The following is a 20,206-nucleotide window of genomic DNA, read 5'->3' as shown; positions in this document are numbered from 1 at the left end:
GTTCGTGAGTCCACAGCTGAGCGATGATCGGGGGCTGTGATGAGTCCGACCGTTGATCACTATCGGATCATCCCGTCACTGACTGTTCCCGATTATGCATCGGACACGCTCAAAGGCATCGTCAGTGCCACTCACACGGCGGTTCAGGCCAACGTCGACAACTTGGGCGCGGGCACGCCGTCCAGAGCTCCGAAATTCGTGAAACTGCTGCAGGACAAGCACCTTATCGACGATCAGAATCAGTCGATCGCGACGACCAGCCACAACGAAACTGTCTCGGCGCTGAAGGACATCAAAGCCTCGATGGAAGACAACGACCAAGGCGTCGACAGCTCGACTTACGGAACCTACTCCGTGGCGGGCGACACATACGACGACATCGAGAAAGCGGTCAAGCAACTCCAAGGCACCATTAACGACGCAAAGAAGACGTTCGAACCGCTCACCGATACTGCAGGCAAACAGTACTGGCCGGAATCGGTGGAGGGTCCACTGCGGACCGCATGCGCCTCCACCGCCGCAACGGTGGAGCAGCGGATGCTCGACGCCGCGACCGATATCCAGCGGCATGCCGACCACATCAACAACTCCGCACCCGAAAATCCGACGAGCAGCTACTACGGCGGGACCACGACGGCCTTGACGACCGCGTGGTCCGGTCACAGCTATGTGCCGCCCGCCGATGCGAGCACCATCGACAAGATCAAGGGATTCGCCGAGAACGAACTCGGCGTCGCCGAAATCGGAACCAACCACGTGAACCGGCCGTACAACATCGACGCCGCATGGTGCGCGTCCTTCGCCACCTGGGTCTGGAAAAAGTCCGGTATCAACGTGGGCTGGAGCAACCCGAACTATGTGCCCAGCGTCTGGTCCGACGCCGCGGGCAACGGCTGGGCCGACAGCAACATGAGTAGCGCCCGCCCCGGCGACCTCGTCGTCTTCGCTGGTCAAAACCATATTGGTGTGGTGGTGGCCCGCAACGGCAACACCATCACCACCATCGAAGGTAACTCCGGCGACGCCGTACGTCAGCACACCTACAACATCTCCAGCGGAAACTTCACCGGCGTCGTGCACCCGCCTGCCACTTCGAAGACCGCCGTCGCGGTGTAGCCGGTAGACCCGTTACGGCATCACCACTGTCACGTTGCTGCATCATTGCTACGACGCTGCTCCTACGTTGCCGCCCGACGGTCGGCGAGACCGTATGGTCGGTCTCGCCGAGATCATTCTGCGAGAAGGAGGCGACTGGAAATCAGCGTAAGTCGTTTCGTGTCAAGCGGTTCGGTCGGTGCCCTCATCCGTCGTGGTCCCTGCATAGCGGTGATGGGGTTGAGCCCAGCAGCGTGTAATCGGGTTGAGGTGACGACGGGCGGGGCTGCCCATGATTTCCGGCGAGATCACGCAGTGTCTCTATGCCGAGTGGGGCTCGCCCCGACCGGCCGCTCGATGGCCGCTCAATTGGTCAGGCGGCCACCGGGATTGGGGTGTCGGTTGGTTGTGTGCCGTGGGTGGCGGTGTGTGGATCCCAGCGTCGGCCGGTGGTGATGACGGCATGCAGGTGTCGCAGGATGGCGGCGGCGATGGCGGCTTGGGCTTGGGTGGGGCTGAGTTTGTTGTCGTCGCGGCTGGTCAGGTGCCGGTAGCGGGCGGCATAGACAGGGTTGGCGCGTTGGGCGCCCCAGACCGCCCGCCAAGCGGCTAGGCGCAGGCTGGGCCGGCCTTGGCCGGTGAGTTTGGTTCGTCCGGTGAACGTGCCCGAGAGTTTCTCCCGGGGTGCCAGTCCGGCGTGTTTGACCAGAGCGCGGGCGGTGGTGAACCGGGTGGGGTCACCGGTTTGGGCCAGGATCGCGGCAGCACCGACCGCGGAGAGTCCGGTGATGGAGGTGACCAGGTCGGTGAGTCGAAGTTCGTTGAGCACGGCTGTCATTCGGTCCTCGGTGTCGGTGAGGCGGCGTTGGTTTTCGATCCAGTCGCCCAGCAGCAGCTGCACTCGTTCCAGTGCGCCGCGCCGGTGCGCGACCACCCCGGCCTGGTCGTCGAGCGCGTTGAACACGTTGCGCGCGATCCGCAGCGAGGGTTTCTGACCTCCCCGGCGTGTGATCTCGCGGCGGACGGCCTGCTCGAGGCGGGTCATGCCGAGGCGGCGGGTGCGGGACAGATCGCCGCCGTCGCGATCGCAGATCACGCTCAACGTCGCGACCCAGGTGCGAGATCGGAACGGTTGGCGCGCGGTGTCCAGCGCGGCGGGCCACACGCATTCCAGTAATGCGCGCAGCTGCTGGATTTGGCTGACCATCTCCACCAGCAACTGCTCACGTCGCGCACCGAGATGCCGCAACCGGCCCCACGTTTCATCCACTGGTTCGGGGACATAGCAGCGCAACTGCGCGGTCAGCCGGGCGATCAGCACCGCGTCTTTTTCATCGGTTTTGTCGCAGGTGAGGTCCTCGGCGCGGCGTGACCAGGAGGTCATCGACGGTTGGACGCACACGAACGCCATGCTGCGGTCGGCGGCCAGCTGGCCCAGTACTCGCCACCGGTGTCCGGTCGGTTCGCACGCCACCGTCACACCGGTGAAACCCGCCGTGACCGCCCGCTGACCTGCCCAGTCCAACGCGGCACCCAGATCCCAAGCGCGGCATCGGAATGTTTTGCGCGCCAACACTTTCGAGTCGTGATCGGTCACCACGACCATCTGTTTGCGATCAGCCAGATCGATCCCGACGATAGCGTTATCGACCGGGACCAGCGCCCGCAACCGCGCCAAACGTGCGTTTCGGTTGCGATCACCCCGCGACAAGCCACTACTGTTACCCACGAACGTCTTCCTCCTGCGATGGGACACCAAGCCCGACAAGCGCATCAGGAAGGCGTTCCTATCCCGCGGACCGACACGCAGAACGTCTTTCTATGCCGAAGTATCTGTGGCGGGTCGGCTATTCACCGGAGGGGGCGCGCGGTGTGCTCGCGCAGGGCGGCAGCGCCCGCCGAGCGGCCATCACCGAAATGGTCGAGAGTGTGGGCGGCCATGTGGACGTCTGCTATTTCGCCTTCGGTGAGGATGATCTGTTCGTCATCGGTGATGTGCCGGACGAGGTTTCGGCCGCGGCACTCGCCATTCGCACCGCCGCTTCCGGTGCCGCGATATCGCACACCGTGGCGCTGCTGACCCCTGAGCAGGTCGATGAAGCCGTCGCTCGGGATGTCACCTATCAGCCGCCTGTCGAGGCTTAGTCTGCTCGCGCCCGGCGCATCCTGAGCCCCGGCCGTAGGGGCCGAGACGGCGGGGATTTCTGTTTCGTCGTCCTCATTCCCGACTCGCTGGTAGAGAAACCGGCACGTCCATCCGCACACCAGTAGCAAACGCCGAACACTGGTCGCTCGACCCAGGTCCCCCGGTTGGTTCTCGGACCAGTGGGGCGGTATCGGCGCAGCTGGTCGGTGAGGTCGTCGCCGATCAATGAGGTGCGCAAGCAGGCGACGAACCGGGTTGTCCGGTGTCAGGTCACTCGGCAGCTGGCGAGTTCGATTCCGGCACAGCTGATTCGGTGGAAGATCGCATCGGGTTCGGCTGCCGGACTGTCGGCGTCGGATCGGTCGCGTTCGGTGGGACGCGGTGTAGCGCGATCGCTAGGTCCAGGTCGGATGTCGTTGTGTGGCAGTGTCGTGTGCGATCCTGCCGTAGGGGTAGCGCTGTGCATGCGGCGTTTCCCGTTGGGGGCTAGCGATTTCGGTGGGCCAGCGGCGTAGCTGGTCCAATCTCATTGCGCCGGAAGGTCGTTCACCTGCACAAATTCACACCCCTATTGATTGTGCCAATATTCGACGGTACATTGATTGGCGATTCATTCCCGTCACCGGAGGAGACCAACCGATGGCGACAGTTCGTCCCGATCCTGAGGTGTCGGCGCCGGCGGATGCGCTGCATGTCGAGGACGCGGGCTATCACAAGGCGTTGCGCCCGCGCCAGCTGCAGATGATCGCGATCGGCGGCGCGATCGGAACCGGACTGTTCCTGGGTGCGGGTGGTCGGTTGCACACTGCCGGTCCCGGGCTGTTCCTGGTGTACGCGGTCTGTGGCATCTTCGTGTTCTTCATCCTGCGGGCGCTGGGCGAGCTGGTGTTGCATCGTCCGTCCTCCGGATCGTTCGTTTCCTACGCGCGTGAGTTCTATGGCGAGAAGCTGGCTTTCGCGGTCGGGTGGATGTACTTCTTCCACTGGTGCATGAGCGGGATCGTGGACATCACCGCCATCGCCACGTACGTCCATTACTGGGGGACGTTCCACGCAGTTCCCCAGTGGTTCATCGCGTTCATCGCCTTGGCGGTGGTTGTCGCGATCAACTTGGTATCGGTGCGCTGGTTCGGTGAGCTGGAGTTCTGGGCGGCGTTGATCAAGGTGGTCGCGTTGGTCGCATTCCTGATCATCGGAACCGTCTTCCTCACCGGTAGATTCACCATCCAAGGTCAGTCCACCGGATTCGGCGTGCTCACCGACCACGGCGGGTTGTTCCCGACCGGTTTGTTGCCGCTGGTCACAGTCACCACCGGTGTCGTATTCGCTTACTCCGCAGTGGAATTGGTCGGTACGGCGGCGGGCGAGGCGGAGAATCCGGAAAAGATCATGCCGCGGGCCATCAACTCGGTCATCGCCCGCATCGCGCTGTTCTACGTCGGTTCGCTGGTGCTGCTCGGCCTGCTGCTGCCCTATACCGCCTTCAAGGCCGGTGAGAGTCCGTTCGTCACCTTCTTCGCGAAACTCGGTGTGGGGGGCGCTGACTCGGTCATGAACCTGGTGGTGCTGACCGCGGCCTTCTCCAGCCTGAATGCGGGTCTGTACTCCACCGGCCGCATCCTGCGCTCGATGTCGATGAACGGCAGCGCGCCCGAGGCGGCCGCGCGGATGTCCAGTGGTGGTGTGCCCTATGTCGGCATCCTCGCTACCGGTGCCATCGCACTGACAGGCGTCGGATTGAACGCGGTGGTGCCCGAGCATGCCTACGAGATCGTGCTCAATATGTCCGCGCTCGGCACCATCTCCGCCTGGGCGGCGATCATCCTGTGCCAGTTGAAACTGTGGCATTGGTGGCGCAAGGGCTGGGCCGAGCGTCCGTCTTTCCGGTTGATCGGTGCGCCGTATACGAGTATCGCGACGCTGGTATTCCTCGCCGGAGTGGTCGCTTTGATGGCGTCCAGTGACGACAGCGTGCAACGTGGCGCGGTGATCGCCGCGGGGGTGATCATGGTGCCAGCCTTGGTCGGCGGATGGTTCCTGACCCGCGGCCGAGTACTCGCCATCGTGCAGGCACGCAACCACGATTCCCGATAGCACTGCTCGGCACGGCTGAAAGGACCCGACGGATGAGTCCCGAGGCGACGGCACGTTTTGTCCGCGCACTGTCCGACATCGTCGGCAAGGCCCACGTTTTCACCGATCCCGATATGACCGCTCGCTATGTCATCGACTGGACCGGCCGCTGGCACGGTGGCACCACCGCGGTGGTGCGTCCTGGCCGCACCGAAGAAGTAGTCGGGGTCATGCGACTGTGCCGCGAGTTCGGAATCGGGGTCGTCGCCCAAGGCGGCAATACCGGACTGGTGGGTGGTTCCATCCCGATGCACGGCGAGATCGTCTTGAGCTCGGAACGTCTCGACGCGATCGAGGCAGTCGATCCGATCGCCCGCACACTCGCGGCCGGTGCGGGCACCACCGTCGCCGAGGCGCAAACGGCCGCACAGCGGGTGGGCCTGACTTTCGGTGTCGACCTCGCCTCCCGCGACTCCGCCACGCTGGGCGGAATCGTGGCGACGAATGCGGGCGGCGTCCGCGTGATCAAATACGGTGACACCCGCGCCCAGTTGCTGGGTATCGAGGCCGTGACGTCGGATGGCAGTGTGCTCACCCGGTGGAAGAACTTCACCAAGGACAATGTGGGCTACCACCTGCCGGGGCTACTCGCGGGATCGGAGGGCACGCTGGCGGTCATCACCAAGGTCCTGATGAAGCTGCATGTACCGCCGACACGCACCGAGGTGATGCTGGCCGGAGTCGAAACCATCGAATCGGCACTGGCTCTGACGGATGCGCTCCGACGGGCGGGGCTCACCATCGAAGCAGCGGAACTCATGACCGATGACGGGATGACGCTGGTCCTACAGCACCGAAAACTCCGACATCCCCTCGGCGACAGCGCGCCTTATTATCTGCTCGTAGAGGCATCCGGATCGCCGGACGTCGCCACGGTGCTGCTCGAAACACTCGAGCAGGCAGGCGATCTCGTCGTGGACGCGACGCTCGAGCACGGCGATCGACTCTGGGAATTCCGGGAAAGCCATACCGAATCCGTCAACGCCGCCTCCGTGACTCCTCCGGTCAAACTGGATGTCGCCACGCCGGTCGCGGAGTTGGAGTCCTTCATAGGTGTTCTCCGTCGCGAGATCGACTCGGTATTTCCGTCCGTCCGGCTGATCGTGTTCGGTCATCTCGCCGACGGCAATGTGCATGTAAATCTGCTCGATGCGGATCCCGCAGTCGCCCAGCGGATTACCGAGTTCGTATTCGAGTTGGTCGTGGCCCACAACGGAAGTATCAGCGCGGAGCACGGAGTGGGCCGTTCGAAAGCCCCATGGATCCATCTCGGCAGATCCGCGGTCGATATCGACCTGATGAAAGCGATTCGGCACGGCGTGGACCCCGCGCACATACTCAACCCCCATATCCTGCCGGCGAACAGTGCGCCGCCGACTGCCGTCGCTCGCTCTTCGGCTCGAATTCCGCCGCGATAATCTCGAGGTTCGGCGACGCGAAAAGTGTCGTGGTACAAACCTGTTCAGAGGGTTCCCCGGCGCGCCGACTGCCACAGATCGACTTCGCCGTCGTTGTCGAGAAGGGCATCGATGTCGGCGAGTTCGGCGGCGTCGAAATCGAGATTGTCCAGCGCGGCGATGTTCTGATCGAGTTGGTCGGTGGTGGACGCGCCGATGACCAGCGAGGTCACGCGGTCGTCGCGCAACGCCCAGGACAGGGCCATCTGTGCCAGCGTTTGTCCGCGCCGATCCGCGATCGTGTTCAGCTTGCGTAACCGCTCGATCATGTCCGGGGTGAGCAATTCGGTCTGGAACGACTTACCTTGTGTGGCACGCGATTTCGCCGGAATGTCGTCGAGGTACTTCGAGGTGAGCATGCCCTGTGCGAGCGCGGTGAACCCGATGACGCCGAACCCTTCCGCTGCGGCGGCGTCGAGCAGCCCTTCGGTCTCGATCCAACGATTGAGCATCGAGTAGGACGGCTGGTGGATCAGTAGCGGTGTGCCGAGCTCGCGCAACATCGTCGCCATCGCGACGGAATCCTTCGCGGTGTACGACGAGATTCCCACGTACAGCGCTTTCCCCTGACGGACAGCGGTATTCAGTGCCGCCGCGGTTTCCTCGAGTGGGGTCGTCGGGTCGAATCGGTGCGAGTAGAAGATGTCGACGTAGTCGAGCCCGAGTCGGGTCAGCGACTGATCAAGGGAGGCAAGCAGGTATTTGCGCGACCCGCCACCTTGCCCGTACGGCCCGGGCCACATGTCCCATCCCGCTTTGGTGGAGATGACCAGTTCGTCACGATACCGCGCGAGATCCTCGCTCAGGATTCGTCCGGCGTTGATCTCGGCGGACCCGTACGGAGGTCCGTAGTTGTTGGCCAGGTCGAAATGAGTGATGCCGAGGTCGAAGGCGTGCAGGGCGATCTCGCGCTGGACGAGATAGGGACGATCGTCGCCGAAGTTGTGCCAGAAGCCGAGCGAGAGCAGCGGTAGATCCAGGCCGGACCTGCCTGAGCGGCGGTATCGCATTGCACTGTCGTACCTGGTGGGCTCGGGAATGTATGTCATTCGGACCTCCTCATCACCGTGTCGGCTGTCCCATGGTGCCTCAACGGTGATCAGCGTCGACTTGCGGTTCGAGGCGCACACGACTCGTTGATGAGGGGACTTCGAACGAGACTTGTTGGTATTGCCGGATCTTCACGTAATCGGTTGTTGCGTGATCGGCGTCACTATCAGGCGATCTCACCGGTGGGGATCCGGCCTCGGTGATATCGCAACCCTCATTAGCATGGATGCGGCGAATAGATCGAGGAAATCCGAGGACGTGTGTTGACTACCGAACAACTTGACCGCTGGAACGCTCAGGAAGCCGCCGCGGAGGCGATGATTCCCATCATCGGCACGTTGTATCGGGCGAAGGGCGTGACGATCCTGCTGCACAGTCGGCCGCTGGTGAACAAGTCGGTGATCAGCATCCTGCGGACGCACCGCTTCGCGCGGCAGATCGAGGGCGAAGAGCTGTCGGTGGACGAGACCCTGCCCTTCTTGCAGGTGCTCGGGGAGCTGGATCTGGGACCCTGCAAGATCGATCTCGGTCAGTTGGTGATGGCCTATCGCGCCGACGACCGCGGACTGTCGATCAGCGAGTTCACCGCGGCGGTCCTGGCCGAGGTGACAAACGGCAACAAGGCTCGGTCACCGGAGCCGCGGGATGTGGTCCTCTATGGCTTCGGCCGCATCGGTCGTCTGGTCACGCGCCTGCTCATCGAGAAGGCCGGATCCGGCAATGGGCTGAACCTGCGTGCCGTTGTGGTGCGCAAAGGCGGCGAGGACGATCTGACCAAGCGTGCGTCGCTGCTGCGCAGGGATTCGGTGCACGGCCATTTCAACGGCACGATCAAGGTCGATACCGACAATGACACGATCACCGCGAACGGGAACGTGATCAAGTTCATCTACAGCGATGATCCGACGGCGATCGACTACACCGAGTACGGGATCGACGACGCGATCCTGATCGACAACACCGGTAAGTGGCGTGATCGTGACGGTCTGTCGCAGCATCTGCGCCCCGGCATCGCGAAGGTTGTGCTCACCGCACCCGGCAAGGGTGACGTTCCGAATATCGTGCACGGCGTCAACCACCGCAGCCTGGACCTGTCGCAGCAGATCTTCTCGTGCGCCTCGTGCACGACCAATGCGATCGTGCCGCCGCTCAAGGCCATGGATGACGAGTACGGCATCATCCGCGGTCACGTGGAGACGGTGCACTCGTTCACCAACGACCAGAACCTGCTGGACAACTATCACAAGGCGGACCGTCGCGGCCGGTCCGCGCCGTTCAATCTCGTGCTCACCGAGACCGGCGCCGCGTCCGCGGTCGCGAAGGCGATGCCGGACTTCAAGGCCAGGATCACCGGCAACTCGATTCGTGTTCCCACCCCGGACGTTTCGGTCGCGATTCTGAATCTGCAGCTCGAGCGCGAGACGACGAAGGCCGATGTGCTCGCGTACCTGCGTCAGGTTTCGCTCGCCGGGCCGTTGAGCCGAAACCTCGATTACACCGCCGCCACGGACGTGGTTTCCAGCGATTTCATCGGATCGCGCGCGGCGTCGATCATCGACGCCAATGCCACGATCGTCGAGGGCGACACCGCGATTCTGTACGTCTGGTACGACAACGAATTCGGCTACTCGTGCCAGGTGGTGCGGACGGTGCAGTACATCTCGGGCATCGAGTATCCGACCTACCCGCAGGTCGGTGCGCAGTTGGACCGCGCCGCCGACGCTCGCGTGCTGACCACGACCGACGCGGGGTAACTCGCGCGGCCGCATGACCGGCCGAGATATCCAGTGGGATGCACGGTGCTCCGATCGTGTCGGTGGGTGGCGCTAGTCTGCTGACATGGTCGGACCGGATTCGGCGGTGCGCCGACTGACGCGCGATGCGGGAAAGCTGCTGCAGCCGTACGGCTTCCATGGCTCGGAGGCTACGTGGGTTCGGGTCGTGCCGGGTGGTGTTGCCTCGGTCGGCCGCACCCGGACTCTGCGCACCTGGACCGACGGGCAGCAGGTACTCAGATTCGGGCTGAGTCTGAGCGCGACACCCACCGCCTGGTGGGAATTCCGTAACTGGCGCAACGCGCAGCTGGGGCTTCCACACACCCCGCTCGAGCAGGCGACCGGCCCCGGCCTGATCAACGACCATGGCATGCCGGACGATCTGACCGCGTTGTGGTCCCTGCACCTCGACCCGACACAACCGGGTCGGGCGTTGCAGGCGGACGTCGATGCCATCCGCGCCGAGTTGCCCCGGCGCGTGCATGCCTATGCGCGCCGGGCGCTGCGGCTGCTGGAGCCGGATCGCTATCTCGACGAACTGTTGGCCGCCTCGGACCCGCGGATCGCGACCTGGGAAGCGATCGTCGTCCTGCTCGCCGACCGCGGACCGGGACCGCAACTCGACGACGCATTGATCCAACTCCGGACCTGCCTTGCTGAGCAGGGCGAGTCGGCCTACGCAGAGGACGTCATCGCTTACGCACGCCGCCGCGCTGCTCTGGTCTGAGCAGCTACCGGGCGCGGCGACCTTGCTTCTGGTCCACTCGGCTACGCCGCGACATATTCGATGTCTGCGCGATCGACCCGCTGCAGTCACCTGGACGGTCCTGCACAGCGCCGCATCCATCGCAGCACCGCTGCTCGATCGTGGAAGAGATCATGGTGGCCCCGGGCTCGATCGTTCCGGTTTCGCTGCTCTGGGCGAGGGCCGTGCGTTCAGCCCTGCAACACCTACTGACTGTCCGACAATGGGATGTCGGCAACGATCACCGCCCGACATCGGCGGGAGTCGGGCCATGTCGCGGCAGCCCGACCTACCACAGGAGGCAGGCAATGATCTTCATCGTCGTGAAATTCAAGACCAAGCCCGAATGGACCGATCGCTGGCTCGAACTCGTCGCACCGTTCACCGCGGCGACCCGTGCCGAGGAGGGCAACCTCTGGTTCGACTGGTCCCGCAGTGTCGACGACCCGACCGAATTCCTTCTCGTAGAAGCCTTTCGAGACCAGGCCGCGGGCGCGGCCCATGTCGGCAGTCCCTACTTCAAGACCGCGATGAACGAACTGCCGCAGGCACTCGCATCGACTCCCCAGATCATCAGCCAGACCATCGACGCCACCGGCTGGTCCGAAATGGGGGAGATGACCGTCGAATAGCTGTTGCGCGCGGAGCCTGTTCGATCAGGCGCAACGGGCGGGGACTGCGGTCGGCCTCATCTGCCATGCCTGTGCCAGGGCATCCCGCAAATAATGCTTCAGCCCGCGCACCTCGACGCTATCGGTCTGTTGCGGGTGCAGCGCCTCGTCCACCATGTGCAGGAATCGCTGACGGGTCACACCAAAGGTCACGAGCAGTTCGGCGGCCGTCGCGCCGCCGAACGGCGCCCATCGGATCGCGAAGCTGATCAGGGAATTCGCGGTCGCGTCGAGGGCCTTCGCGCCCGCCATGAGTTCGCACTGGCCAAGCGATGTCCGCACCCACCGCGCGTCGTAGCAATGCTGGACTTCGCGATGCGTGTTCGAAGCACTTGCGCGCCGTGACGTGGGACGAACGCCACCATCCGAATCGGTTGCCGCGGGGCACACGGCGAACACCGGAAAGCGATCCACCCGGGGACGCGGTTCGAATCGCACCCGGACCGGCAGATCCGAAGCCGGCACGGCGTCACCTTCGATCGTCGCGTACACCCACGGACCCTCGTCGAGTTCCACGATGGCGATCATCAATGGCACCACCTGGGCGTTCGGACGGCTCACACGACGGTGTACGAGCCGCGACGACACGATCGAACCGAGGCCTGACGAAGGCGACCACTCGAGATCCCAGGACCGACACGACGAACATTCGGCGGTCAGCGGCGCGAACAACTTGTCGCAGCGCCCACAACGTCGGATCATCATGGTCGTTGCGGCCCCCGTGGGGTTGTCTTTGTGGTCGGACATGGGAAAACCTCGGTGTGATTGCGATGCATGCGTCCCACCAAGCGTCTCCTTCTCGATGCCCGAGCACGACCGTAGAACTACCAGGGATATACCTATTTTCTGCCGAGCGCTCCTACGTACAGACCACTTCGACAGCCGTCGCGTGCCCGGGTCGAGTGCTATCGCGCTCGGTGTGAACGCGCGGTCCAAGCGGCGATCTGCGTCCGCGACGAGTAGCCGAGTTTGCAGAGGATGTTTTCCAGGTGACGGTCGACGGTGCGCGGTGACAACACCAGCCGTTCGGCGATCTGCCGGTTGCTGAGCCCCTGTGCGACGAGTTCGGCCACCTGCCGCTCGCGCGCCGTGAGCATGGTGTCCTCCTGCTCGTCCGGCTCCTGGCGGTCCGTCTGGGGTCCAGCGCGTAGTGGATCGCCTCGGCGTGGTCCAGTGCCGCGCCACGCGCTCTTTCCGCGCGCTGTTCTGCCTGCCGCAGCGACCGGGTGAGGGTGTGCTCGCAGGCCGAGTGCTGTGCTCCCAGATGGGGTCCGAATGCCGCGATCGAGGTGCCGATGCGCCGCCACACCGATCCGACCGCTCCCATCAGCCGCGCCGCTGGCCGGTATTCGCCGCGGGCGGCGGCGATCCAGGCCAGCAACTCCATCATCAGCGCCGCGCCCACATGGTCATTGAATTCGCGCTGGATCTCCAGGGCGGCACGAGTCGATTCGGTCGCACTGTCGTATTCGCCGCGGATGTACTGGCCGTAGCCGAGGGCCCAGAGTGAATACGATTTCGTCCACCGCTCACCCCGTTGGTCGGCCAACTCGATGCCCCGGCGGGCCGTCGCACCCGCGCTGCGGTCACCGGCGTGCGCTTGTGTCATGGCGAGTTGGAACAGGGTCATGCCGACCACGTCATCGTCGTCCGAGTAATTCTCGACGGTCTGCTCGAAGGCCGCGACGGCCGGTGCGAGATGCCCGGGGAACAACTCCGCCGTACCGCGAAAACAGCTCACGCAACCCAGCGCGTGGCGGTCGCCGACCACCGCCGCACCCGTCGCGCATTCGTCGAGGGCCTCGGTGGCCGCTTCGAGATCGCCGAGCAGCAGCCGCACCCACCCCGACACCCACAGCGCGGAGACCCGCTCCGGACCGGACCGGTCGGCGGCACGCAGCGCCAGATCGGTCCACCGCCGTCCCTCGCCGAGGAACCCGTCGGCGCACCAGTGATAGCGCAGGGCGGTGACCAGCGCCAGCGCCGCACGGGAGGCGGATGGTGTGCTCGTCGCCCAGTCCAGGGCCGTTCGGAGATTGTCGTGCTCGGCGCGCAACTCGGCCAGACCGGCCGCTTGGCCGGGTCCGTTCCATGCACCGGCGATCCGCTCGGCCAGCGCGAGATAGTGCTCGCAATGCCGCTTGCACAGCGCGCCGGTCTCGTCTCGCTCGGTGAGCCGATGCCACCCGTATTCACGGATCGTTTCCAGCATCCGATACCGCGGCGGGCCGCTGGTCAGTACGGGCGCCAGGATCGACTGCGCGACCAGATGGTCGATCAGGTCCAGCATGCGGTCACGCGGCAGGCCGGGACCAGCGCATACGCCCTCGGCCGCGGCGAGGGTGAATCCGCCGGCGAACACCGACAGCCGTGCCCACAGCAGCTGTTCGGCCGGTAGGCACAGCTCGTAGCTCCAGTCGATCAGGGCCCGCAGCGTCCGCTGCCGCGGTACCGCGGTCCGGGTCGAGCCTGCCAACAGCACGAACCGGTCTTCGAGTCGGTCCAGGACCGCAGGCAGCGACAATGACCGCAGTCTGGACGCGGCGAGTATGGCGAGCGGAATCCCGTCCAGACGCTCGCAGACCCGCACCACCACATCCACATCACGTTCGGTCAGGGTCAGGTCCGGGCGCACCGCCCGAGCCCGCTCCACCAGCATGGTCGGCGCGTCGTAGGCGACCAGCGCCCCCAGCGTGACCGGATCGTGCGGGCTCGGCATCGACAGCGGTGGGACCGTGTACACATGCTCACCCGCGACGCCCAACAGCTCGCGGCTGGTGGTCAGAATCCGCAGTCCGGCACAGGACCGCAGCAGCAGGTTGCACAGCGCCCCGCACGCATCCACCAGATGCTCGCAGTTGTCCAGCACGACCAATGCCTGCAACTCGGCGAGGTGCTCGACGAGCTGCTCCTCGATGGTCCGGTTCGATACGTCCACAATTGCCAGGCTGGTCAGCACCGCCGGCGCCACCAGATCGGCATCGCCGACGCCGGACAGGTCCACCAGCCACACCCCGTCGGGAAACGAGCGGCCGGACGCGGTGGCGACCTCGCTGGCGAGCCGGGTCTTTCCGACACCGCCAACGCCGGTGAGCGTGACCAACCGTGCCGTCGCGAGCAACTCCCGGACCTCGCGGATCTCTCGTTGCCGTCCGACGAAACTGGTCACCGCGAATGGCAGGTTACCGACCACGCGAGTGGGCTTACGTCGCCCCATGCGCCCCAATCTAGCCGTGCCAGGGGCTTCACGAGGGCCTGGTCCGGGAAGGCCGTTCCCCAGGCGATTGCTGCTCGATCGCCCTCGGCGCGGATGCGGTGTGTACCCCGTGTGCGTCGCCGAGCGTTGCCCATGGGGTATCCGAATCGGACTCAATGTCCCTGATCTGCGGATATGGGTGCCGAAGTGGGTGCTTTTACCCATGTCCGCACGGGTCGGATCTGTGAAGCTCGTGCAATCAGTTGTGAGCAGGAGGTCGACCATGACATCTCACCGGGCGTGCCCAGTCGATGAGAGTCGCCACAGATACGAGCCACGTCGCCGACGATGGGGGGTCGGCGATGGATGACGTATGTCGAACCGAGGTCGACGGACTGTGCGTGACGTGGCGATTGATTCAGAATCAGCTGATCTCGATCGTCGGCGTGCACAACGCATGCGACGCCTCGCCCGCTCTCTCCTTCGGCCCCGCCGCCTATCCGGATCTCGCGCAAGCACGAGAACTCCATCCGGGACTGACCAAGGTGTGGGACGCGGTGCGCCACGACTTCTGGACCAAACTCATTCCGCCACGTGCGAGTAGCGGCAGACAAAGGCAATGGGCGTGACAGTCGCTCACGCCGTCACGTGAGCACGTTCACGTATCCTTCGGCGACTTGCCGGTGGCCAACCCGCCCATGAGGTCGTGGACGAGGCTGGCTGCCTGGGTGTGTGCCTGCTGCGGATCGTCGGTCTGCGCGATTGTCAGCGACAGTTCGGTCAGGGCGCCGTAGAAGGCGCTGGCGATCAGTTCGGCGGGATGTGGCTGGATCAGCGCGGCGTCCAGCAGATTCCGTACCGCTTCGAGAACCAAGCCGCCGAGGTGCTGTTGGTCCAGTTCGCGCCAGCGCTGCCAGCCGAGGGCGATCGGGCCCTGCTGGAGTACGACATGTCGAAAGTCTTGTTCGGCGCAGACCTCGAGAAACTCCGCGACGCCGCGGTCGACACGGTCGAAGGGGTCCGAGACCGATTCGATCGCGGTCCTGATGCGTTGCGCCGCTTGCCGTTCGAGTTCCTCGAATATCGCTTCGAACAGTCCGCGCTTGCCGTCGAAGTGGTGATACAGCGCGCCGCGGGTGAGGCCCGCGCCGCGTACCAGTTCCTCTGCCGAGATGCCCGCGTAATCGCGGGTCGCGAACAGGCTCAGGGCGGTATCGAGCAGCGTCCGGCGGGTGTTTTCCGCGTACTTATCGCGCAACGCCTCCATACGTCATGAATATCACATACAGTGTGTATGTCAGATACATGATGTATGAGAGCGGGTTGTGATGGACAGGTCAGTGGATGTCGTTGTCATCGGGGCCGGGATCGCGGGTCTGGTGGCCGCCCGTGACCTGGTGCGAAGCGGGGCCGAGGTGCTGGTGCTCGAGGCGCGCGACCGGGTCGGCGGGCGGCTGCTGAACGATGTGCTGCCCGGCGGTGCCCCCATCGAGGTGGGTGGGCAATGGGTCGGGCCCGGGCAGCATCACGTGCAGGCCCTGCTCGAGGAGCTGGGACTGCGCACCTTTCCCACCTACACCGCAGGTCGTCACATCGCTGAAGTGGGTACGGCCCGTTCGGAGTACAGCGGTCGGATCCCCACATTGAACCCGCTGGCGCTGGCCGATATCGCGCAGATCCAGTGGCGGCTGGACCGCGTGGCACGTCGGGTCGCGGCAGCGGAGCCGTGGCGAGCCGACCAGGCCAAGGATCTGGATGCGCAGACTTTTGCCACCTGGCTACGACGCACCGCCCATACCGGCGACGGTCGGTCGTTCTTCCAGCTGATCACCGAGGCCGTGTTCGCCGCCGAGCCGGAGGATATGTCCGCGCTGTGGACCGCCTTCTACGTCGGCGCTGCCGGTGGCGTCGACGCGTTGATCAATGTCGCGGGCGGTGCGCAGCAGGACCGCGTTGTCGGCGGTTCGCAACGCATCGCATTGGCCTTGGCCGAGGAACTCGGTGACCGTGTCGTACTCGGAACTGTGGTGACCGAAATCGAATGGGACGCTTCGGGTGTGCGGGTCGTCGCGGGCGGCACGACAGTGCGCGCCCACCGTGCAGTGGTCGCGGTGCCGCCGCCGCTGGTCGCGCGGATTCGTTTCACCCCGGATCTGCCCGGTGATCGTGGCCAGCTCGTGCAGCGGATGCCGATGGGCAGAGTGATCAAGGTCAACGTCGCATACGACGAGCCCTTTTGGCGCACAGCGGGTTTGAGCGGTCAAGCCAACAGCGATCACCGCCCGCTGGGCACCGCCTTCGATAACACCCCGCCCGAGGGTGCACCCGGTGTGCTCGTCGGCTTTCTCGAAGGACGGCACGCCGACAGCGCAGCGCGCCTGGACCTCGCCGATCGCCGCGCCCAGGTGATCGATGACCTCGTCGGCTACTTCGGGCCGCAGGCCCGCAACCCCATCGCCTACATCGAACGTGACTGGGCCGCCGAGGAATTCACCCGTGGCTGTTACGGCGCTTTCACCGCGCCCGGGACCCTGACCCGCTTCGGTCCGGCCCTGCGCGCACCCGTCGGTCCGCTGCACTGGGCAGGCGCCGAAACCGCTACCCGGTGGGTCGGATATATGGACGGAGCCGCCGAATCCGGCCACCGGGTCGCTCGCGAAATCACCCCGGCCCTCGTTCGCGGCAGCGCCCAGCGAGTTCGGTAACCGGCCACGACTCCGGCGGTCGGCGGCGAGATCGAACGATCTCGAGCCGCCGTCACGCGGAGAGCCTCAGGTCAGGTAGCGGTCCGCGGCTTTCGTGATTTCGTCGAGGGCGTGCAGTGTTTCCTGTTCCGGGAGGGTCGGCACGCTGAGGATCAATCGTTGTACCCCGGCCTCGGCGTAGCTGTCGAGCAGGGCCGGATCGGCCGCGGCGAATGCGATGGTGACCGGCAGGTCGTGTCCGTCGAGTTGGGCCAGTTGGGCCGGGATCGCGGCGGGATCGGCCACTGCGGTGGGGATCCAGCCGACACCGTGGCGGATCGCGCGTTCGGCCGCCGATTCGCCGCCGCCGATGAAGATCGGCGGGTGCGGTTGCTGTACAGGTTTCGGCCAGGCGTACATCGGGTCGAAATCGATGAAGCGGCCGTGGTATTCGGCGAGGTCCTCGGTCCAGATCTTGCGGATGGCCTCGAGTTGCTCGTCGAGCAGCGCGCTGCGGGTGCGGGGGTCGGTGCCGTGATCGGCCATTTCCTCGCGATTCCAGCCGATGCCGACGCCGAATACGAAGCGTCCGTGGGAGATTCGGTCGAGCGTGGCGACTTGTTTGGCGGTGTGGATGACGTCGCGCTGGATCAGCAGGGTGACCCCGGTTCCGAGGATCAACCGCTCGGTGACGGCTGCGACGGCGCCGAGGGTGACGAACGGATCCAGCGCGCGGTAGTACTCCCGCGGCAACTCGCCTCCGCCCGGGGCGGGGGATTTCCGACTCGCTGGGATATGCGAATGTTCGGGCAGGAACAGCGACTCGAAGCCCCGATCCTCCAGTGCCACACCAAGTTTCGGACCGCTGATACCCTCGTCGGTAACGAAGGTGGTGATGCCTATCTTCATGAACACTATGCTGAAACCCTCACATGTATGTGAGGGTCAACCGAGCCGTCTGTGAGGTGGAGCACAGGTGCGTGTCGGAGAGCTGTCCGCGCAAACCAGACGCCTATCGGCTGCTGCGATACTACGAGGAAAGGCTCATCATCTCGCACTGCTTTTAGCTAGAGATCGAACCGTGTGGCCCCGGCGACTGCCGGGGGCGCACGGTTGAATCTCTAGCTCAGCGGCGAGTCGACGGTTCGCGACGCCATGGTGACTTGCGTCGATAGCGTGGTTCCCAGATCACCTGGTAGACAAGCCGCAGTGGGGGCGGGACGAGGTCGAGGACCTTGTCCTTCGTGGCTTGCGACGTGTCATCGAGCAGCCACGGGAAGAACCAACCCGCGCCGTTCACGCCGATGCGGCGGCGCTGGTCATCGCCGAATGCCTGCCACTCCCGGCTCGTGAGGATCTCCTGCACGAGCGGCAATGCCGCCGCCTCTTCGTGGTCGAGATGTCCGGTCAGCACGGTCGCGAGTTCATCGAACAGCGGAACCAGACGCGAGCTGGCGCCTTGGGCCAGGTTATCGTCGATCTCGCGCAGCACCGGGTCGAGTCGGGAGTGCTCATCGGCCATTCCGACAAGCAGGTCGGTTTCGTTGCTCCGATCCAGCAGCTTGGCCCGCATCGGCGGCCACAGCATCTCGTCCTCGGCCGTGTGATGAATGGTCAGGTATCGGCTGAACGTCGCCCAGCCGGCGCGCAGTGCGGTGCGCGCGGCCGGATCGTCACCCTGCGCTGCTGCCGCCTGCATGCGAGCCAAATCGCGACGGAAAGCGTTGTGCACCACCAACATCATCGTGATATCGGGACGGTCCATAAGAGGTTTCCTTTTCGTATCGGGACCCATGCAACTGGGTCCGCTGGTTGCTTCCATCGGCAATCGGCGTCGTTCCGGCGTCCGGCTGAAGGCCGGATCCGTCCAGCTCAGGCCACTGCCAGCCGGGGTATTTGGTCAGCGGAACGCCGCCATGACTTCCTTGGCGTAGGTGCTCAGCTGGTACCGGTGAATGTCACCGCGCTCGTCGTCGGGAAGTGACTGGCCCCAGGTCTCATAAATCAACCAGTCCAACGCACCGCCACCGTAGACACTTGCCACCTCCGCGATCTGGTCGCGGACTTGGTCGGCGGTGCCGCACAGCAGTTGACCGCTCTCGATCATCCGTTGTGTCAACGCCCGTGCATCACCGAGATCGAAGGGACGGTTCGGGTCGTCAGCGGCGGTGCGGAACACCTCGGTAAAGCCGAATTTCTGGAAGAAGTTGTGATACCAGAACCCGTAGGTTCGGGCAGCGTAGTCGAATGCTTCCTCGAAGGTCTCGCCGAAAGCGATCTTCACCAAGATGCCGAAGTTCTGGCCGAGATGCAGATCGTGGCCGGCCTCACGCGCAGTGTCGCGGTAGAGTTCGGCAATCTCGCGAGCCCGTTCACGGTTTCCCGATGCCAGAACGAGGGTGCGTCCATGTCGAGCGGAGTCGATGGCAGTCTGCGGTGAGAACGTATTCGGGATAAAGACCGTGGGGCGATGCAGCGGCTTCGGGATGACGCCGATCTCGCGGACGGTACCGTCTGCGTCGACCTCGCCAGAACCACCATAAGCGCGCGTCCAGTCCGCAAGCGCCCAATCGCGGATGCCGTCGGCAGGAAACGGCGCCTGGTAGAACTCGCCTCGGTGGTTGAACGAATCCTGTGTCCATGCCTTCTCGACAACTGACAGGTATTCATCAAATCGGGCCCGATTGCGCTGATCGGACGCGGGGTTCAAGGCGACAATGTTCTCCGACTGGGTCAATGTCTGCATCCAGCGGGTCTGATAACCCCGAGCGAACTGAACTCCAGCCAAACGACCCGGGAACATGTGCGTAAACAGCGCCAAGTCCTCAGCCACCCTGATCGGGTCGTGCGACGTCACCACGATCGACATGGGCATGAACTGAATCTTCGAGGTCACCGCAGCCAATTTGGCGTAGACCAGAAGGGGATTGGGCATCGATTCACCCCCTTCGGTCTGCAGGTGATGTTCGGTGCTGCCGAAACCATCGAAGCCGAGCTCGTCAGCCAGCCGTGCGGTGTCTTCGTACTTCCGCAGCATCTGCTGGTAGAGCTCGACATCACGGGCAACCGGGCGGCGATACCTGCGTTCCTCGGCCGTTACCGGGACGGCTGCGGTGCTCATCAGCAAGGTTTTCAAGAGTCCTCCTACACAGGGGAATACAGCGAGGCCTGAATCGCTACCTCGATCTATGGAACATTTTGCCCCATAGATATGGGACAGTATGTACCACAGTGTGGTTTGGTGCAAGATGCTC

At 64.5% G+C, this 20,206-nt stretch carries 17 protein-coding genes; 9 read left to right on the top strand and 8 right to left on the bottom strand.

The features are described from left to right. Positions 1-39: 39 nt before the first annotated feature. Positions 40-1,116 carry a CHAP domain-containing protein gene (locus ACQP2D_RS29265; protein ID WP_433679145.1) on the top strand — a complete coding sequence of 359 codons (1,077 nt, stop codon included), beginning with the start codon at positions 40-42 and terminating at the stop codon, positions 1,114-1,116. 352 nt (positions 1,117-1,468) lie between these two features. On the opposite strand, the gene ACQP2D_RS29260 is transcribed toward ACQP2D_RS29265, so the two are convergent. Continuing rightward, positions 1,469-2,824, bottom strand: coding sequence for an IS110 family transposase (locus ACQP2D_RS29260; RefSeq protein ID WP_433679144.1), 1,356 nt, complete (start codon positions 2,822-2,824; stop codon positions 1,469-1,471). Positions 2,825-2,916: 92 nt separating this feature from the next. On the opposite strand from ACQP2D_RS29260, the gene ACQP2D_RS29255 reads away from it, so the two are divergent. The 3 genes from ACQP2D_RS29255 (at position 2,917) to ACQP2D_RS29245 (ending at position 6,792) form a co-directional block, all read left to right on the top strand. Further along, the gene (locus ACQP2D_RS29255) at positions 2,917-3,240 is read left to right on the top strand and encodes a GYD domain-containing protein (protein WP_433679143.1); all 324 of its coding nucleotides are present in this window, start codon (positions 2,917-2,919) and stop codon (positions 3,238-3,240) included. A gap of 640 nt (positions 3,241-3,880) precedes the next feature. Next, a complete protein-coding gene (locus ACQP2D_RS29250; protein WP_433679142.1) occupies positions 3,881-5,335 on the top strand; it encodes an amino acid permease in 1,455 nt (484 codons plus the stop codon). Between the two features lie 32 nt (positions 5,336-5,367). After that, complete coding sequence (locus ACQP2D_RS29245) at positions 5,368-6,792, top strand: FAD-binding oxidoreductase (RefSeq protein WP_433679141.1); 1,425 nt, start codon at positions 5,368-5,370, stop codon at positions 6,790-6,792. A 44-nt stretch (positions 6,793-6,836) separates the two neighbouring features. On the opposite strand, the gene mgrA is transcribed toward ACQP2D_RS29245, so the two are convergent. Then, positions 6,837-7,880, bottom strand: coding sequence for an L-glyceraldehyde 3-phosphate reductase (gene mgrA, locus ACQP2D_RS29240; protein WP_433679140.1), 1,044 nt, complete (start codon positions 7,878-7,880; stop codon positions 6,837-6,839). A 264-nt stretch (positions 7,881-8,144) separates the two neighbouring features. Between mgrA and ACQP2D_RS29235 the strand changes: the two genes are divergently transcribed. The 3 genes from ACQP2D_RS29235 (at position 8,145) to ACQP2D_RS29225 (ending at position 11,033) form a co-directional block, all read left to right on the top strand. Further along, entirely contained in the window at positions 8,145-9,635 is a 1,491-nt protein-coding gene (locus ACQP2D_RS29235; protein ID WP_433679139.1) for a glyceraldehyde-3-phosphate dehydrogenase, read from the top strand. A gap of 85 nt (positions 9,636-9,720) precedes the next feature. Then, positions 9,721-10,383 (top strand): hypothetical protein, encoded by a 663-nt coding sequence (locus ACQP2D_RS29230; RefSeq protein ID WP_433679138.1) that lies wholly within the window; start codon positions 9,721-9,723, stop codon positions 10,381-10,383. Between the two features lie 326 nt (positions 10,384-10,709). Further along, on the top strand, positions 10,710-11,033 hold the full coding sequence (locus ACQP2D_RS29225) for a putative quinol monooxygenase (RefSeq protein ID WP_433679137.1): 324 nt from the start codon (positions 10,710-10,712) through the stop codon (positions 11,031-11,033). Between the two features lie 24 nt (positions 11,034-11,057). Here the strand turns inward: ACQP2D_RS29225 and ACQP2D_RS29220 are convergent, their stop codons facing one another. Further along, positions 11,058-11,774, bottom strand: coding sequence for a Zn-ribbon domain-containing OB-fold protein (locus ACQP2D_RS29220; RefSeq protein WP_433685798.1), 717 nt, complete (start codon positions 11,772-11,774; stop codon positions 11,058-11,060). 203 nt (positions 11,775-11,977) lie between these two features. Beyond that, entirely contained in the window at positions 11,978-12,169 is a 192-nt protein-coding gene (locus tag ACQP2D_RS29215) for a response regulator transcription factor (RefSeq protein WP_433685797.1), read from the bottom strand. Between the two features lie 2,500 nt (positions 12,170-14,669). Between ACQP2D_RS29215 and ACQP2D_RS29210 the strand changes: the two genes are divergently transcribed. After that, on the top strand, positions 14,670-14,897 hold the full coding sequence (locus ACQP2D_RS29210; protein ID WP_433679136.1) for a hypothetical protein: 228 nt from the start codon (positions 14,670-14,672) through the stop codon (positions 14,895-14,897). Positions 14,898-14,926: 29 nt separating this feature from the next. On the opposite strand, the gene ACQP2D_RS29205 is transcribed toward ACQP2D_RS29210, so the two are convergent. Further along, positions 14,927-15,535, bottom strand: a complete 609-nt coding sequence (locus tag ACQP2D_RS29205; protein WP_433679135.1) for a TetR/AcrR family transcriptional regulator — start codon at positions 15,533-15,535, stop codon at positions 14,927-14,929. A 61-nt stretch (positions 15,536-15,596) separates the two neighbouring features. On the opposite strand from ACQP2D_RS29205, the gene ACQP2D_RS29200 reads away from it, so the two are divergent. Further along, complete coding sequence (locus tag ACQP2D_RS29200; protein ID WP_433679134.1) at positions 15,597-16,973, top strand: flavin monoamine oxidase family protein; 1,377 nt, start codon at positions 15,597-15,599, stop codon at positions 16,971-16,973. Positions 16,974-17,039: 66 nt separating this feature from the next. Here ACQP2D_RS29200 and ACQP2D_RS29195 read toward each other — a convergent pair whose 3' ends face one another. From ACQP2D_RS29195 to ACQP2D_RS29185, 3 genes are all read right to left on the bottom strand, one after another. After that, the gene (locus tag ACQP2D_RS29195) at positions 17,040-17,861 is read right to left on the bottom strand and encodes an LLM class F420-dependent oxidoreductase (protein WP_433679133.1); all 822 of its coding nucleotides are present in this window, start codon (positions 17,859-17,861) and stop codon (positions 17,040-17,042) included. Positions 17,862-18,078: 217 nt separating this feature from the next. Next, a complete protein-coding gene (locus ACQP2D_RS29190; RefSeq protein WP_433679131.1) occupies positions 18,079-18,717 on the bottom strand; it encodes a hemerythrin domain-containing protein in 639 nt (212 codons plus the stop codon). Positions 18,718-18,852: 135 nt separating this feature from the next. After that, positions 18,853-20,088, bottom strand: a complete 1,236-nt coding sequence (locus tag ACQP2D_RS29185; protein WP_433679130.1) for an LLM class flavin-dependent oxidoreductase — start codon at positions 20,086-20,088, stop codon at positions 18,853-18,855. Between the last annotated feature and the right edge of the window lie 118 nt (positions 20,089-20,206).

It is taken from the genome of Nocardia sp. CA-119907 (assembly GCF_050955995.1).
Classification (GTDB): Bacteria; Actinomycetota; Actinomycetes; order Mycobacteriales; family Mycobacteriaceae; genus Nocardia.
The sequence above is the reverse complement of the archived record's forward strand: the minus strand, read 5'-3'. Positions and strand labels throughout refer to the sequence as shown.